Below are 15654 nucleotides of genomic sequence, written 5' to 3'. Positions count from 1 at the left end.
GGTGAATGAAGGAAGTAACCGACGGTAGGCGCACACCTCGCGGTCGCCGTTCTGGCGTTCAACCTCCCTGTCGATGAAAGTTTCACCGAGCTCCTGAAGGAGTCGTCGGCCGTACTGGAACCGGGGACCAGGTTACGCGGCGCTCGAAATTGTTTCTTGACCCAATACATCAGACGTCATACGTTGCGCGAAACGCGCCGATTCATGGGATGTCCTCCCGACAAACCCAATTGTGTTCTTGCCTTCGGAGGCACCCCACTGACCGCATGCCTGCACCGAATGGCGGCCGTACGGCGGAGGTGGACCAGTCGTGGCGGCACAGCCGGCACTCGGCCGCGAGCATCACGCCCAACTCGCCACCAGGAGCTTCAATGAACATGCCGCTGAACCGTCGACGCTTCATCGCCACCACGGCGGCGACCGTCGGCGCTGCCGCGCTTCCTTCGGCGATCTTCGCTGACCGAGCGGCTGCCGCCGTGCCGCCGCAACTGCCGCAACGCGGCATCTACGACACGGCCTCCGCCGTGAGTTGGACCGATGCCTTCCTGACCGGCAACGGCGAGTACGGGGCCATGCTCTACGGCGCGCCCACCCTGGAGAAGGTCGTCTTCACGCATCATCGGTTCGTGATGCCCAACGGCACCCGTAACCTGACTCCGCCGACGCTGTCGGGCCGGTTGCCGGGCGTCAGGGACAAGGCGCTTGCCGGTGACTTCAACGGTGCCACCGGCGACTTCACCTCCGGCTGGTCGCTGCGCTGGACCCAGACCTTCCATCCGGGCTATGAGCTGCAGATCAGCACGCCGGGGATGACGACCGTCAACGACTACACCCGGATCACCGATTTCAGGACCGGGGAGGTCACCTCGACGTGGACCGACAGTTATGGTGCGTGGACGCGCCGGGCTTTCGCCTCCCGGGCCGACCGGGTCATCGTCCACGAACTCACTCCCGCGCCGGGGCGGACGATCGACACCACGCTGAGCGTCAACACGGCCCTGAGCGGCGTGCCGGGGTCCGTCGGCTTCGCCACCCTCGCCACGGTCGGCAACGGTGACGGCTACCTGAACCTGCGGGGCACATACCCCGCCGGGCAGGGGGCGTTCGGCTATGAGGGCGTCACCCGGGTGGTCGCGACCGGCGGTTCGGTACGGGTGAGCGGGTCGGCCATCGTCGTGGCCGCGGCGACCAAACTCGTGCTGCTGACCAAACTCGACCGCTACGAGTCGTCCACCGCGTGGGACGCGAAACCGCTGCACATGGCGCTGGCCGCGCTGAGCGCCGACTACGCGACGCTGCTCACGCGGCATACCGCCCTGCACACCCCGCTGTACGACCGGTCACGCCTCGACCTGAACGTCAGCGCCGCCGATCGGCAGCTGTCGACCACTGAGCTGATCGCGCGGCAGAATTCCAACCGCAATGCCATCGACCTCGCGTTGCTGGAGCGGATGTACGATTCCGGCCGTTACCTGTTCCTCAGTTCCAGCGGCGTCCTGCCACCGCGGCTGACCGGCCTGTGGACGGGCGCCTGGGATGCGGCGTGGGCCGGCGACTTCACCACCGACGCCAACGTCAACTTCCAGGTCGCCGGCGGCAACATCCTGTCCCTCACCGAAGCCATGGACGGCTACTTCAACCTGATCCTCGGCCAGATCAACGATTGGCGCACCAACGCCAGAAATCTTTACGGCACTCGCGGCCTGCTCGCTCCCTCCCGTACCGACGGCGAGTACGGCAAGATGCTGCACTTCGACAGCGGGTTCCCCGGCCACACCTGGATCGGCGGCGCCGACTGGCTGCTCTATCCGCTGCTCGAGTACTACCAGGTCACCGGTGACGCCACCTTCTACCGCACCAAGCTCGCTCCGGTCCTGATCGAGCTCGCGTTGTTCTACGAGGACTTCCTCACTCGCACCGACGCCAACGGCAAGGTCGTCTTCGTGCCGTGCTTCTCCATGGAGAACAGCCCCGGCAACACGGGCAGGCAACTGTCGATCAATGCGACCGGTGAGATCGCCGCAGGCAAGCATGCGCTGCGGGCCGCCATCGACGCCGCCGACTTCCTCGGCACCGAGCAGGGCCCAGGCCAAGGCGTGCAACGCTGGACCGCCTTGCTGGCCAAGATGCCCGATTATCGGATCAACGGCGACGGGGCGCTCGCGGAATGGTCGTGGCCCAGCCTGACCGACCGGTACAACCACCGTCACGTACAGCACATGTACCCGGTCTGGCCGCTGCACGAGATCAACCCCGAGGACAAGCCCGACCTGATTCGCTACGCGAGCCGCGCCCTGGATCTGCGAGGGGACGAGGGAGGGGAGGCCCACGGCGCCATCCACCGCAGCCTCGCCCGAGCCCGGCTCAAGGACGGCGCCGGCGTGTACGGCAACCTGCGGAAGATCCTGGGCAACAACATGGTCTTCCGATCGTTGATGACCTCGCACAACCCGAACCTGTCGATCTACAACGCCGACGCCGCCAACTCGCTGCCCGCGATTGTCGCCGAGGCATTGATCTACACCAGGCCCGGCATCCTGGAGTTGCTGCCCGCGCTGCCCGATCAGTTCGCCAAGGGCACGATCACCGGCGTGCGCGGCCGCAACCGCATCCGGATCGAATCGCTCACCTGGGACATCAGCGCCCGGACCGTCACCGCCACCGTCATCTCCGAAGTAACCCAAACCGTGACGCTCATCTGCCGGCGCGGGATCTCTTCCGTTACCACCAGCGCGAGCGTCGCCACCTCGCCATTGGGCGGCCACGCCCGGCAGGTGTCCCTGACCGCGGGTACGACGACCCAGATCACCGTCGAGCTGGGCACCGGCGGCCCGTCCACCGGCGTCGTCCGCCTGGTCAACCGCAACAGCGGCAAGGTGCTGGACGTCTACGGAGGCTCCACCGCCGACGGCGCCGCCGTCGTCCAATGGCCCTGGAACGGCGGGACCAACCAGCAGTGGCGGATGTCGCAGAACTCCGACGGCTCGTTCCGGCTGACCAGCGTCGGCAGCGGCAAGGTCCTCAGCAGCCCGAACGCCAACCAGGGCGCCGCCCTCGTCCAGATGACCGACACCAACGGCACGAACCAGCGGTGGAAACTCGTCCCCGCGGCCACGAGCGGCTACTACCGGCTCGTCAACGTGGGCGATGGATTATGTGCGGACGTCGAAGCCGGCTCCACAGCCGACGGCGCCCGAGTCATCCAATGGGCCGGCAACAGCGGCGCCAACCAGGAATGGCAGATCGTCGCCGTGTGACGATGAAAGTTTCACCAGCAATGTGATTCACCACTGCTGAGATGAAGTGGTTTCCTCCCTGCACCGGCCTGGAACGCGGCCGATGCAGCAGGGCTCCGGTGCGCCGCGGGCACCGCACGCACGATCGCGCCGGGCCGCCGCCGACCGGCGCGGAGACGGAGCCACCAGCCCTGACCTGGCAGATCGGAGGGCGAGCTGCCAGGTCGCGGTACGCATGACCGGCGGCGTCTCACCATCTCGCGAAAGATCACCTGGCGTCGCGGCGCTGGAGGTGGACGAAGATGCGCCTTCCCGCGCTCCATCGAGCGTTGCAGGGCCCCTTGTGATGCGACATTACCCCCTAGACATCAGTCGGCATACGTCATACGTTTCGCCTCGAAATGGTGATGCAACGTCTGCCACACATTCTTAGGGCGTGTTATGAGGAGACCTCGGGCCCCGGCGGTGACCTGCGGCCGGCTCCTCGGCCCGCAAAGGTGCACGCCCTCCGATCGATGTCCGCAACTGCAAGACAAGGCGCCGCGCCCGCGCGATGGCACACCCCGATGAGTTCTGCCACGACGGGGTGATTTCGCGGCGAAAATCTGCTCGGAACCAGCGAAAGGAACAGAGCGTGAAGTCAGCCCTGTCCACCACTGGGAAGGCGTTAGCAGCGCTTGCGGTGTTCGTCGCCGCTGTGTTGCTGCCGGCCTTCACAGGTAATACCGCGGCCTCGGCAGCGACCCAGGCAACCTATTACGTCGCCCCCGACGGCAACGACGCCAACCCTGGAACGATCACGTCGCCGTTCAGAACCCTGCAGCGCGCGAGGGACGTCGTCCGCACGGTGAACGCCGACATGACAGGCGACATCTACGTGTACCTCCGCGGGGGCAACTATCCGGTCGGCAGCACAATCGACTTCACGCCGGCCGACTCCGGCACGAATGGATTCCGGGTCGTATACGCCGCGTACCAGAACGAGACGCCGATCCTCAGCGGAGGCGTTCAGGTAACCGGATGGACGCAGCACAGCGGTAACATCTGGAAAGCGCCGCTGAATCGCAGCAACAAGCTCCGTGCGCTCTATGTCAACGACAAGCGAGCGTACATGGCTTCGAAAACAATAAACTCGCAGGGGTGTTACGGAACCTACACCATCACGGCGGGACAGGCGCCCTGGGCGTGGGAATCGGGTTCGCAGTGCGCGGGAGCGAAGTACAGTCTGAGCGATTTTCCCGCCATCGCCGCCAATCAGGACGACATCGAAATAGAGACGGCGACGACCTGGACCACGGCCATCGTGGGAGTCCGGCAGGTCACCTCTGACGGCACGAACCGTATAGCTCAGTTCCAGCAGCCGGGAGCGGCTATCGCCCAGGGCGCCTTCAACGGGAACGCCCAGGTCGGCGGCACCCACAAGGTCATGAACGCCTACGAGTTCCTGGACACGCCGGGCGAGTTCTTCTTCGACAAGACGAGCCGGACGTTGTACTACTACAAGGCAACCTCCGAGGACATGACGACCGCGACGGTTTTCGCGCCGAACAACGTGTCCACCCTTCTCAGGGTCGCCGGCACCTCCACCAGCGCTCGCGTCCGGAACATCACATTCGCCGGCCTCACGGTCCAGCACTCCGACTGGAACCTGTTCAACGTGGCCGGCTCGGTGCTCAAACAAGCCCAGCAGGGCAATCTCGGCGCGCTCGCATATGCCAAGCAGAACTTCCACGTCTATTACTACCGCAATGTCGACATGGCGCCCGGCGCCATTCAGATCGACAACGCCGACGGGCTCGTCCTGCAGAACAACCGGATACAGCACACCGGCGTCGACGGAATCACCATGGCCAACGACGTGGTGAACACGCAGTTGATCGGAAACTACACCAACGACATCGCCGGGTCCGCCATCGTCGTCGGCCATCCCCAGCATGTCTACATCGGGGACTACACCTCCACCAATCACGAGAAGTATCCCGTGGGTGTCGAAGGAGCGCCCAAGAACATCGACATCAAGAACAACTACATCTACGACAGTGCCGTGTTGTTCAACGGGCACAGCCCCATCTCGGCGTACTTCGCCGACACCTTGACCATCCAGCACAATCGCATCGAGAAAGCCCCGTGGTCCGGCATAACGCTCGGCTGGGGGTGGTGGAACTTCGACGGATCGTCAGGTTCGATCCAGCCCAACCGGCCCACCACCACGGCGAAGAACAACAACATCAGCTACAACCACATCATCGACACGGTGCAGCGCCTGGGCGACACGGCTCCCATCTACACGCTGGGCAGCCAGCCGGGAACCACGATCAGCAACAACTATCTGCAGGGCGTCCCGGCCGGTCACAAGTACGGACTCCACCCGGACGAAGGCTCAGCGTACATAACGTTCCGCGACAACGTCCTGAGCGTGGACAAGAATGTCACGTGGCTCATCAACTCCGACGACTTCGGACGTAAGCATGATCTGAGCATCACGCAGACATACGGCCCTATCAACAAAGTCTCCAACAAGAACCTGCCGAACAGCACGGTCCAGGACATCCTCGTATCCTCGGACTACGTCTGGCCGTCGCAGGCATACAGCATCGCCGTGAACTCCGGACTCGAGGACGCGTACAGGAACATCATCCCCCAGAGCAATCTTTCTCTGCCGGATTACGTCCTGCCCGCCAGCACGTTCGTCGGCGCCGGTGTGACATCGATTCCCATCCGCAGCACCGGCGATGCGAGCAAGACGGTCTGGCTGGCCCCCTCGGGTACGACCTCCTTCGCCGTCGGCAACACGATGACCCGGGCAAGCGGAACCGCGACCTCCATTGCCGTTCCGACGTCGACCGGTGAGTATCGGCTCTACGTCGTGGACGCCCAGGGGAATCGATCGGCAGAGTCGAAATCGCTCGTCAGGCAAGGAAGCGGCGGGAGCAGCCAGCAGAGCGGCTCGATCGTGGGCGGCCAGTCCGGCCGATGCGTAGACGTCACCGGCGCCTCGGCGACCAACGGCGCGCAGGCGCAGCTGTGGGACTGCAACGGACAGACCAACCAGCGGTGGACGTACACGTCCGGCAAGCAACTGCAGGTGTTCGGCAACAAGTGCCTGGACGCCTACGGCCAGGGCACCTCGAACGGCACCCAGGTGGTGATCTGGGACTGCAACGGACAGACCAACCAGCAGTGGAACGTCAACTCCAACGGCACCATCACCGGTGTGCAGTCCGGGTTGTGCCTGGACGCCAACGGCGCCGGCACCGCCAACGGTACGAAGATCATTCTGTGGGCGTGCAACGGCGGCACGAACCAGCAGTGGAGCCTGCGCAGCTGATGTGAGGTCCTACCGGGCCGCGGACGGTCATACGCGCACCGCCCGCGGCCCACCCTGCCGACGGTCCCGCGTGCTGCCCGCAGACCCTGTCGCGACGCGTCCGACACCGTCGCAGAACGACAGGATCGCGACAGTCGTACGGCACGAAAAAGACCAGCTCACACGATGTGTGGACTGGTCTTGATCTGGTGCCCCCTGCAGGATTCGAACCTGCGCACCCGGCTCCGGAGGCCGGTGCTCTATCCCCTGAGCTAAGGGGGCTCAACCGCTGATAAGGCTACCAGCACTTGAAGGCCGTTCGTGACATCAATACGGCCGCCTGAGGGCGCTGGCATGTGGATCAGCGAAAACCGCGCGCCCACCCCGTCTCATTGGCTAGCTTTGCCGCCGTGGGCGAGCTTCTGGGACGCGTGCTGGTCGTGGATGACGACGAGGTCATCCGGCAGCTCATAGCGGTCAACCTGACCCTGGAGGGGTTCGAGGTCGAGACCGCGTACGACGGGCAGGACTGTCTGGACCGCGTGCATGACGTGGATCCCGATGTGATCACGCTCGACGTGATGATGCCGCGTCTGGACGGCTGGGAGACGGCCACGCGGCTGCGGGAGGACCCGAGCACCCGGCACATCAAGGTCATGCTCATCACCGCCCGGGCCCAGGAGGACGACCGCAGGCGGGGGTACGACATCGGCGTCGACGCCTACCTCACCAAGCCGTTCGACCCGGCCGAGCTGATCCAGATCGTACGGGACCTCGCCAAGGGCCCCGAGACGCTCTGAGCGCATTGGTCCACGGACGCGGGCGCCGATTGGCCCGGGCGCGCGGGCCGGGACGCTTCTAGCCTCGGCAAGCGTGATCGATACCTCGACGTTGCTGGTGTACGCGGCCGCCTCGGCGGCGGTGGTGGCCGTGCCTGGCCCCAACCATCTCTACATCGCCGCCCGGGGCGTGGCCCAGGGCCGCCGCGCCGGGGTCGCCTCGGCCCTCGGTGTGGAGACGGGCACACTGCTCCACATCGCCGCCGCGGCGGCGGGCCTGTCCTATCTGCTCGCGCGGTCCGCGGAGCTGTTCACAGCGGTGAAGTGGGCCGGCGTCGCCTACCTTGTCTATCTCGGCGTCCGTGCCCTGACCGGCCGGGGCTCCGACGGCGACGAGCCGAGGCCGCAGCCGCTGCGCCGGGTCTTCCTCGAAGGCGTCGTGGTCAACGTGCTGAACCCCAAGACCGTGCTGTTCTTCCTGGCGTTCCTGCCGCAGTTCGTGGATCCCTTCGGCGACGTGCCCGGGCAGGTCCTCCTTCTCGGGCTGGTCCTCGCCGTCATCGGGCTGGCCTCGGACCTCGTGTACGCGCTGACCGCCGGGTCGCTCGGCCGCCGCCTGCGCGCGAGCACGCTCAGGTACGCCTCGGGGCTGGTCTACCTGGCGCTCGCCCTCGTCGCCGCGCTGAGCGGGGCCGGGCGTACGGCGCGGGGCTGATCAGGCCGCGCCGACGGACAGGTCCCGGGCCGCCTCGTCGATGAAGCGGGCCAGCCGGGCGGGATCGGCGAGCACGGTCAGGTGCCCCCGGCCCGGCACGTGGGTGAGGCTGCCGTCGGCGCACGCCCGCAGGAACGCCCGCTCGTCGGCCCGGAAGGGATCGCGGGCGCCGTTCAGCAGCCAGACCCGGCCGGGGTAGGCCGCCAGCGAGGCGAGGGGGTCCTCCGCCGTGACCGCCGCGACGACGGACGCCACGACCTCGCCGCTCAGCCCGCCCTCGATCATGGCTTCTCCGGCGGCCCCGGGCAGCATCCGGCGCAGTGCGAAGCGGCTCACCCGGTCGGCCATCGTAGGGTTGCGTGCGGCCAGGCGCCCGGCGAGCCGGTAGGCGTGCGCCCTGGGCCGGTCGGGCCGCGTCGTGCAGCCCATCGCGACCAGGCCGGCGACGAGGCCGGGATGCCGCGCGGCGGCGGCGATGCCCACGTAGCCGCCGAGGGACAGCCCCACGACGAGGGCCCGTCCACCCAGGTCCGCGATCGCCTCCGCGACGACGTCGCAGGCCACCTCCGTGGTGTACGGCAGGCCGCGTCGGCGGCCGTGCCCGGGCAGGTCGGGCGCGGCGGACGGGGCCCGCAGCAGCGCCCGGACCGGGGACCACATCGTGCCGCTCAACCGGGTGCCGTGGACGAAGACCACCGGCATGCTCATGACGCGCCTCCTCGAATAGCAACGCAACGTTGCGTTGCATTCGCCATTAAAACACAACGGTGCGTTGCAGTAGGCTCCCACCATGGCCCCACGCAAGAAGGACGACATCCTGAACGCCGCGCTGCGCCTGCTCGCGGAGAAGGGCTACGAGGGCCTGACGATCGAGGGCGTGGCCGAACGGTCGGGGGTCAACAAGACGACGATCTACCGGTGGTGGCCGTCGAAGGCCGCCCTGCTCGGCACGGCGCTGGTCGAGGCGCGGGCGCTCGACTTCGACGTGCCCGACACCGGGAGCCTGCGGGGCGACCTGCACGCGCTGCTGGACGGCCTGGCCCGCCTGCTCACCACTCCCCCGGCGGCGGACATCGCCGTCGCGGCGCTGGGAGCCGCCGCCAACAGCCCCGAGCTCGCGGAGGCGGCGAGGGGCTTCTTCGCCGACCGGTTCGCCCGGGAGCGGCCGATCTTCGAGCGGGCCCGTGAGCGCGGCGAGATCGGTGATTCCGCCGACCCCATGATGATCATGGATTTGCTCGCCGGCGCGGTCTGGCTGCGGGTGGTATTCCGGCAACTGCCTCTGGACGACGGCTTTACCGAGCGGGCGGTGAACACCGTGCTCGATGGGGTAGGGCGGCCAGGGGATCCGAAGGCGGGCCGACCGGCAGGGGCCGGCGGCTGACCGAACGGATCGGCCCGGACAGATCGACCGGGCGGCCCGGCCAGGAGTACCACTGGCGGGCCCTCCGCGACGGGTTCGCGGCGCCGCGCGCTCCATGCGCGGCCGCGTACGCCCGGCGCGTCGTTCCCGCGGACGTTCCATGACCCGCCACGGTCACGTCCGCTCACGTCGTTCGCGCACATCCCAGCCGCGCCGGCCACGTCAGGCCGCACCGTGTCATGTCGCACCGTGTCATGTCGTGCCCCAGCGCCGAGTGGAGGGAGCACACCGATGACCATGTCCAGCAAGCCGCCCCAACCTCACGGCAAGCGGCCCCGGCTTCTCCTCGGAATCGCCGCGGCGCTCACCCTCGTCACCGGCGCCGGCCTCGCCGCGGCGGGCGCGCCGGGCCACGACCAGCCGCGGTACGCCCAGGGGGGACAGCTCCGGCCAGGTCCGGAGCAGTTCGGCATGACCGAGCTCGGCCTGCTCCAGCTCGCACAGCCCCAGCAGCCCCGCACGTCCCGCGACTACCAGACCTTCACCAGCCAGACGGGCGCGGTGGACTCCGTGAAGAGCGGCGCCCTCACGGTGGACGGCCGCACCTACACGGTCGACGAGTCGACCAGGATCGTCGCGGACTACAAGGGCCTGCAGGGGATCCAGCAGGGCGACCAGGTGTGGGTCGTGGGCACGACCGGTGGCAGCCCGAGGGCGCTCATCGTCGCGGACGCCAGCCGCCCGGCGCTGCCGGGGCACGGCGGAGGCGGCGCACCCCCGCCGCAGACCCCGCAGACACCGTCCGCGCCCGCCACACCCGGTGAGTCCGTCGCTCCCGGCGGATCGCCGTCGCCGGAGACGGTCTCGCCCACCGGGTGACGCCGAGAGCTGCCCATGGGCGGGGACCCGCAGCGGCCCCGCCCACGGCGTGACGGTCAGGACGTGGCGAACGTGAACCAGTTGAGGTTGACGAAGTCGGCCGGCTGGCCGCTGCTGAAGGTGATGTAGACGGTGTGGGTGCCGGTCGTCGGCGTGATGTTGGCCGGGACGGTCGTCCAGCTCTGCCAGCCGCCGGTGTTGCCGACGGCGAAGTCGCCGATCGGGGTGGCCGTCGGGCTGTCGAGCCTGACCTGTACGAGGCCGCTCACGCCGGCCGCCGCGCCGGAGGCGACCCTGGCCTTGAACTGCCGCGCCGCCGTCGAGCCGAAGTTGACGCCGTCGAAGCGCAGCCAGTCGCCGTTGGAGATGTAGCCGACGTTCTGGCCGCCGCCGCTGTCCTGGGTCGTCTCCACCTGCGTGCCGCTCTGCGCCTGGTAGTTCTCCGCCTGGATGGTGGAGCGGGCGTCCACGCCGCCCGGCGGGGGCGAGCTCGGCGGCGGGCTGCTGGTCGCGCCGCTCTGCCACACGGCCACGTAGTCGACCACCATCGGCCGCCCGGACACGGTGGCGGATGTGGGCGTGGAGAACCCGGCCACGCCGTTGGGGAAGCCTCCGCCGATGGCGACGTTCAGCAGGATGAAGTATCCGGCGTGGGAGGTCATGTTCGACCACGTCGTGGCGTCGAGCTGGCTCTGGCTGATGCTGTGGAACTGCTGGCCGTCCACATACCACCGGAGCTGGTTGGGGCTGACGCTGCGGTCCCACTCGAACCAGTAGGTGTGGAAGGCCGACTGGCAGGTCGAGCCGGGGCAGGCCCGGCTGCTGCCCAGGCCGTTGGTCTCGTTGCACGGCCCGCCGGGATTCACGCCGCAGTGCAGGGTGCCCCAGACCGTGTTGAGCCCGTTCACGTTCTCCATGAGGTCGAGCTCGCCGATCGAGGGCCAGTTCTGGTAGTTGCCCCGGTAGGGCGCGCCCAGCGCCCAGAAGGCCGGCCAGTAGCCGAGGGCGGCGTCGCCCGTGACGTTCGGCATCTGAATGCGGCCCTCGATGCGCAGGATGCGGCCGTCGGCCGGCTTGAAGTCGGCGCGGCGGGTCTCGATCCGCGCGGAGGTCCAGTTCTGGCCGCTGCCGATCGGGGTGATGCGCAGGTTGCCGCTGCCGTCCAGGCTCAGGTTGGAGGTGCTGGACGTGTAGTTCTGGATCTCGCCGGTGCCCCAGTTGCCCGGGCCTCCGGGGTACGAGTGACCGGTGTCGATGATCCAGTTGGTGGACGACGGGAGCGTTCCTGCCGTGCCGTTGAAGTCGTCCGACCAGACGAGCGACCAGCCGGACGGTGTCCCGGGCACCGACGCGTCGGCGGGCCGTACGGCGAGGGCCATGACCGCGGCGGCCACGACGAGCAGCGCCAGCACCGAGCGCCGCCATGGGGAGTGGAGCACACGCATGAGTACCTCTCTCCTCGGTCCGGTCGTCGCGGCGGGGGGATTGGGGGGTGCGGGTGGCCTCACGGAGCGAAGACGGTGGACGTCTGCAGGGCCGGACGGCGGCGTCCGGAGAGGGTCGTGAGGGCCCGCGCACCGCGATCGCGGACCGCTTGAGCGACACTGTCCCCTTTGAATCTCACTCGCGTCAAGGGGGTCTGTGAAATCTGAGAGAGCGTTCTCAGTACATGCCCCCCGGTGTGAGCAGTGACGAGAGAGCGCTCTCCAATCTGCTTCCGCAGAGAGCCCGACCCGTGCCCCCTCGCCACGTCAGGCGGAGCCCGGTCCCGCCCTGCGTTCCGGCGCCGGCGTCAGGCGGAGCATGGTCGCGCCCAGCGTTCCGAGCAGTGCGGTCGCGGCCAGGATCAGGGCGGTCTCGCGGAAGCCCGTGAGCGGCGAGCCCGTCGCCGCGCCGCGCGTGGTGAAGAACGTGACGAGCAGCGCGATCCCGAACGATCCCGCGAGCCGCTGCGCCACGCTGAACAGCGTGTTGGCGTCCGGGACGCGTTCCGGTGCCAGGCCGCCCAGCAGCGAGACCACCAGCGGCTGGCTCGTGAACCCGATGGCCAGGCCGCGTCCAGACAGGACGAGCGTGGTGAGCCACACGGGCGTGTCCGGCGTGAACAGCGCCATCAGGCCGGTCATCACCGTCAGGAGCACCATGCCGAGCACCACCGCGAACCGCACCGACCGGCGTTCTGCCACCCTGTGGCCCAGCGGGGCGGACAGCCCCATGGCCAGGCCCTGCGGCAGGAGCGCGAGCCCGGTGACGAGGCTGGAGTGGTGCTGGATCGTCTGGAGATAGAGCGGCGCCAGGAACAGCACGGCGAACAACACGACGCTCGACACCGCGCACAGCGCGAGGGTCGTCGCCCGCGCCCGGTCCCGCGCCAGGTCGAGCGCCAGGGCGGCCTGCGGCCGGCGGCGGGCCCACAGCACGTAGCCGGCCAGGAGCGCCAGGCCGACGGGCCACGACGGGGTGGCCCAACCGTGGGCCGCCACCCGTTCGACTCCGTAGGTCGCCAGCCCGAGCCCGGTCGCCAGCAGGACCAGCCCCGGCAGGTCCGGGCGTACGGCGCGGTCGCCCCGGACGCCGAGACCGGCCCGGTAGGCCGCGAACGCGCCGGGCAGGGCGAGCAGCCCGATCGGCAGGTTGATCAGGAAGATCGAGCGCCAGCCGTACGCCCCGATCAGCAGGCCGCCCAGGGAGACGCCGAGCGCGGGCGCCGCGAAGAACGCGAGACCCGCGGCGAGCGGCACCCTGCCGTTCGAGCCCGTCGCGGCCCCGCCCTCCCCGATGAGCAGGCCGATCGCCAGCGGGACGAGCGGGGCGCCGCCGAGGCCCTGCAGCGCTCTGCAGCAGATCAGCGCGCCGGCGTCGGGGCTCAGCGCGCACGCGGCGGACGCGAGCGTGAACAGGGCCAGGCTGCCGATGTACGTCGGGACCAGCCCGAACCTCCTGGCCAGGAAGGACGTGAGGGCCAGGCCGACCGCCAGCGCGAGCAGGTAGCCGCTCACGGCCCACTGCACGACCTCCAGCGGCCGGTTGAGTTCGCGTGTCAGGTCGGGCACCGCGAGGTTGACCACCGACGAGTCGACCATCGACAGGATCGGGCCCGCGACGAGCCCGAGGGACATGAGACGGGTGGGCCTGCCGGCCTCGGCGCCTGTCATAAGGACTCCCCCGGCGCGGGTTCCGGAAGCGCCGCCTCCAGTTCGTCCAGCCAGGCGAGTTCCAGCCGGTGGCGCTCGATGTTGAATCGGAGGACGCGCAGGCCCCACGGCTCGTGTCCCGCGGCAGCGGCCAGCTCCTCCTGCGCCGCCAGCGAATGCTCCACGCACTCCCGCCGCACCTCGATGATCCTGCGGCGGTCGGGCGCGGGCAGCAGATCGAACAGGCCCACCCTGACCTGGAACTCCTCGTCCTTCATGAGGAGCATCGGATCGGCCGTGCGCAGCAGCGCCCGCAGCCGCTCACGGCCCTTGTCGGTGATCCGGTAAATGGTCCTCGGCGGACGGCCCGGGGCGACCTCCTCCGCCACCTTCTCGATCTCGCCGCGCTGCTCGAAACGCCGCAGCGCGGGATAGAGCGTGTTGTTGTTGAGCAGCCCTCCCGTGACGCGCTCGATGTACTTCTTGATCTCGTAGCCGTGCTTCGGCGTGTTGAGCAGCCCTCGGAGGATGACTATGTCGGAGTACACCCGTCCAATCTAACCTAGGTTAGGTTAACCGGCACAGATGAACGAGCGGCGTGGATCAGGAGCCCCGGCCCCAGCGGTAGGCGCCGTAGCCCATCAGCAGCAGGCTCACCGCGCCGGCCACGGCCCGCCAGGAGTTCCAGGTGGTCCACCGGGCCGAGTAGTCCGACCAGATCCGGGCGGCGGCGCCGGCCGGGTCGCCGTGGGCCGCCGCGGCGGCCAGGGCGTCGTTCATCGGCACGTTCACCGCGGCCGTGATCAGGATCACGCCGACGGCGTACACCGCGGCCGCCGCGAAGAACGGCCAGGCCGCGCCGGAGCGAGGGGTGGCCAGCAACAGGCCCCCCGCCCCGGCGGCGGCGACCGGGGCGAGGACGAACGCCGCCAGGAACACCGGGTTCTGGATCTTCACGTTGACGGCGTTCATCGCGTCGATCGCCGAGGAGGCCGGCGCCGCGTTCAGGCCCGGCATGACCCCCACGGAGAACCCGAAGAAGGTGCCCGCCATCCCGGCGGTCATGAGCATGGACAGGGCCGCCGCGACAGCGGCCAGGAGGTACGTCATGACGCCCTCGCCGCGGCGCGGGCGCCGATGGTGACCAGGATTCGCACTGTCGTCGTCATGACGATCAGTCAACCGGCGGAGGGCTCCGGGCGACATCGCCGAGACGCTCGACCGCATACCCGGCCGTCTACGATTCCGGGCATGGACGCGCTGGCCGACCTCCTCGACGGACCCAGGGCGCGGGGGGCCTTCCTGCTGCGGGCGACGCTGAGCCCGCCCTGGTCGGTGCGGATCCAGGACGAGGCGCCGCTGTGCCTGGTGGCGATGGTGCGCGACGAGGCGTGGATCACCCCGGACGAGGACCGGGCCGTACGGGTGGGGCCCGGCGACGTGGCGGTCGTGCGTGGTCCCGCGCACTACACGGTCGCGGACGACCCGGCGACCGCGCCGCAGGTCGTGATCCATCCCGGGCAGGTCTGCACCACGCCGGACGGCCGCGCCCTGTCGGCGGAGATGGACCTGGGCACGCGCAACTGGGGCAACGACCCGGACGGCTCGGCCGTGATGCTCATCGGGACCTACCAGATGCGCGGCGCGGTCACCCAGCGGCTGCTGGCGGCGCTGCCCACGCTGCTGGTGCTGCGCGGCGACTCCTGGGACGGCTCCCTCGTCACGCTGCTCGGCAGGGAGATCGTCAAGGACGAACCGGGCCAGGAGGTGGTGCTCGACCGCCTGCTGGACCTGCTGCTGATCGCCGTGCTGCGGACGTGGTTCTCGCGCCCGGACGCCCAGGCCCCGGGCTGGTATCGGGCGCACGGCGACCCGGTGGTCGGGCCGGCGCTGCGGATGCTGCACGCCGACCCGGCCCATCCGTGGACGGTCGCCGAGCTGGCGGGCCGGACAGGGGTCTCCCGCGCCGCGCTGGCACAGCGGTTCGTGAAACTGGTCGGCGAGCCGCCGATGGCCTACCTGACCGGGCTGCGGCTGGCGCAGGCGGCCGACCTGCTTCGGGAGACCGACGCGACGCTGGAGGCCGTGGCCCGGCGGGTCGGCTACGGCACCGCGTTCGCGCTGAGCTCGGCCTTCAAGCGGGAGCGCGGCGTGAGCCCGCAGCGGTACCGGGAGGGCCTGAGCCGGCCGGCCGGCTGAAATCCATCCGAGAGAACCCGTCCGCGGGCCGGACGCTCCCCA

The 15654-nt window shown here is 69.1% G+C and carries 12 protein-coding genes and 1 tRNA gene; 7 read left to right on the top strand and 6 right to left on the bottom strand.

Annotated elements, in window-relative coordinates:
* Positions 1-371: 371 nt before the first annotated feature.
* Together FLW16_RS25520 and FLW16_RS25515 are read left to right on the top strand one after the other, a co-directional pair.
* Positions 372-3257, top strand: coding sequence for a glycosyl hydrolase family 95 catalytic domain-containing protein (locus tag FLW16_RS25520; protein WP_142562659.1), 2886 nt, complete (start codon positions 372-374; stop codon positions 3255-3257).
* 613 nt (positions 3258-3870) lie between these two features.
* Positions 3871-6564, top strand: a complete 2694-nt coding sequence (locus FLW16_RS25515; protein WP_221891277.1) for an RICIN domain-containing protein — start codon at positions 3871-3873, stop codon at positions 6562-6564.
* A gap of 186 nt (positions 6565-6750) precedes the next feature.
* On the opposite strand, the gene FLW16_RS25510 is transcribed toward FLW16_RS25515, so the two are convergent.
* A tRNA-Arg gene (locus FLW16_RS25510) sits at positions 6751-6825 on the bottom strand.
* 149 nt (positions 6826-6974) lie between these two features.
* On the opposite strand from FLW16_RS25510, the gene FLW16_RS25505 reads away from it, so the two are divergent.
* On the top strand, positions 6975-7343 hold the full coding sequence (locus tag FLW16_RS25505; protein WP_142562728.1) for a response regulator transcription factor: 369 nt from the start codon (positions 6975-6977) through the stop codon (positions 7341-7343).
* 73 nt (positions 7344-7416) lie between these two features.
* Positions 7417-8037: a LysE family translocator gene (locus FLW16_RS25500; protein ID WP_142562657.1), complete on the top strand. Its 621-nt coding sequence runs from the start codon at positions 7417-7419 to the stop codon at positions 8035-8037.
* On the opposite strand, the gene FLW16_RS25495 is transcribed toward FLW16_RS25500, so the two are convergent.
* Positions 8038-8745 (bottom strand): alpha/beta fold hydrolase, encoded by a 708-nt coding sequence (locus FLW16_RS25495; RefSeq protein WP_260615575.1) that lies wholly within the window; start codon positions 8743-8745, stop codon positions 8038-8040.
* A gap of 82 nt (positions 8746-8827) precedes the next feature.
* Between FLW16_RS25495 and FLW16_RS25490 the strand changes: the two genes are divergently transcribed.
* Positions 8828-9421 carry a TetR/AcrR family transcriptional regulator gene (locus tag FLW16_RS25490; protein ID WP_142562656.1) on the top strand — a complete coding sequence of 198 codons (594 nt, stop codon included), beginning with the start codon at positions 8828-8830 and terminating at the stop codon, positions 9419-9421.
* Between the two features lie 270 nt (positions 9422-9691).
* Positions 9692-10279: a DUF5666 domain-containing protein gene (locus tag FLW16_RS25485; protein WP_142562655.1), complete on the top strand. Its 588-nt coding sequence runs from the start codon at positions 9692-9694 to the stop codon at positions 10277-10279.
* Positions 10280-10335: 56 nt separating this feature from the next.
* Here the strand turns inward: FLW16_RS25485 and FLW16_RS25480 are convergent, their stop codons facing one another.
* The 4 genes from FLW16_RS25480 to FLW16_RS25465 form a co-directional block, all read right to left on the bottom strand.
* Positions 10336-11724 (bottom strand): glycoside hydrolase family 16 protein, encoded by a 1389-nt coding sequence (locus FLW16_RS25480; RefSeq protein ID WP_142562654.1) that lies wholly within the window; start codon positions 11722-11724, stop codon positions 10336-10338.
* 306 nt (positions 11725-12030) lie between these two features.
* Positions 12031-13434, bottom strand: a complete 1404-nt coding sequence (locus tag FLW16_RS25475; RefSeq protein ID WP_142562653.1) for a DHA2 family efflux MFS transporter permease subunit — start codon at positions 13432-13434, stop codon at positions 12031-12033.
* Complete coding sequence (locus FLW16_RS25470; RefSeq protein WP_185949584.1) at positions 13431-13961, bottom strand: PadR family transcriptional regulator; 531 nt, start codon at positions 13959-13961, stop codon at positions 13431-13433. The genes FLW16_RS25475 and FLW16_RS25470 overlap by 4 nt, the downstream gene beginning before the upstream one ends.
* A 55-nt stretch (positions 13962-14016) precedes the next feature.
* Entirely contained in the window at positions 14017-14523 is a 507-nt protein-coding gene (locus FLW16_RS25465; protein WP_142562651.1) for an anthrone oxygenase family protein, read from the bottom strand.
* Between the two features lie 141 nt (positions 14524-14664).
* Between FLW16_RS25465 and FLW16_RS25460 the strand changes: the two genes are divergently transcribed.
* Positions 14665-15612 carry an AraC family transcriptional regulator gene (locus FLW16_RS25460; protein WP_142562650.1) on the top strand — a complete coding sequence of 316 codons (948 nt, stop codon included), beginning with the start codon at positions 14665-14667 and terminating at the stop codon, positions 15610-15612.
* The last annotated feature ends 42 nt before the right edge of the window (positions 15613-15654 follow it).

The sequence above is a fragment of the Microbispora sp. KK1-11 genome (assembly GCF_006874435.1).
Lineage (GTDB): Bacteria > Actinomycetota > Actinomycetes > Streptosporangiales > Streptosporangiaceae > Microbispora > Microbispora catharanthi.
Note: the sequence above shows the minus strand (reverse complement) of the source record. Positions and strands in the feature narration are given on the sequence as shown.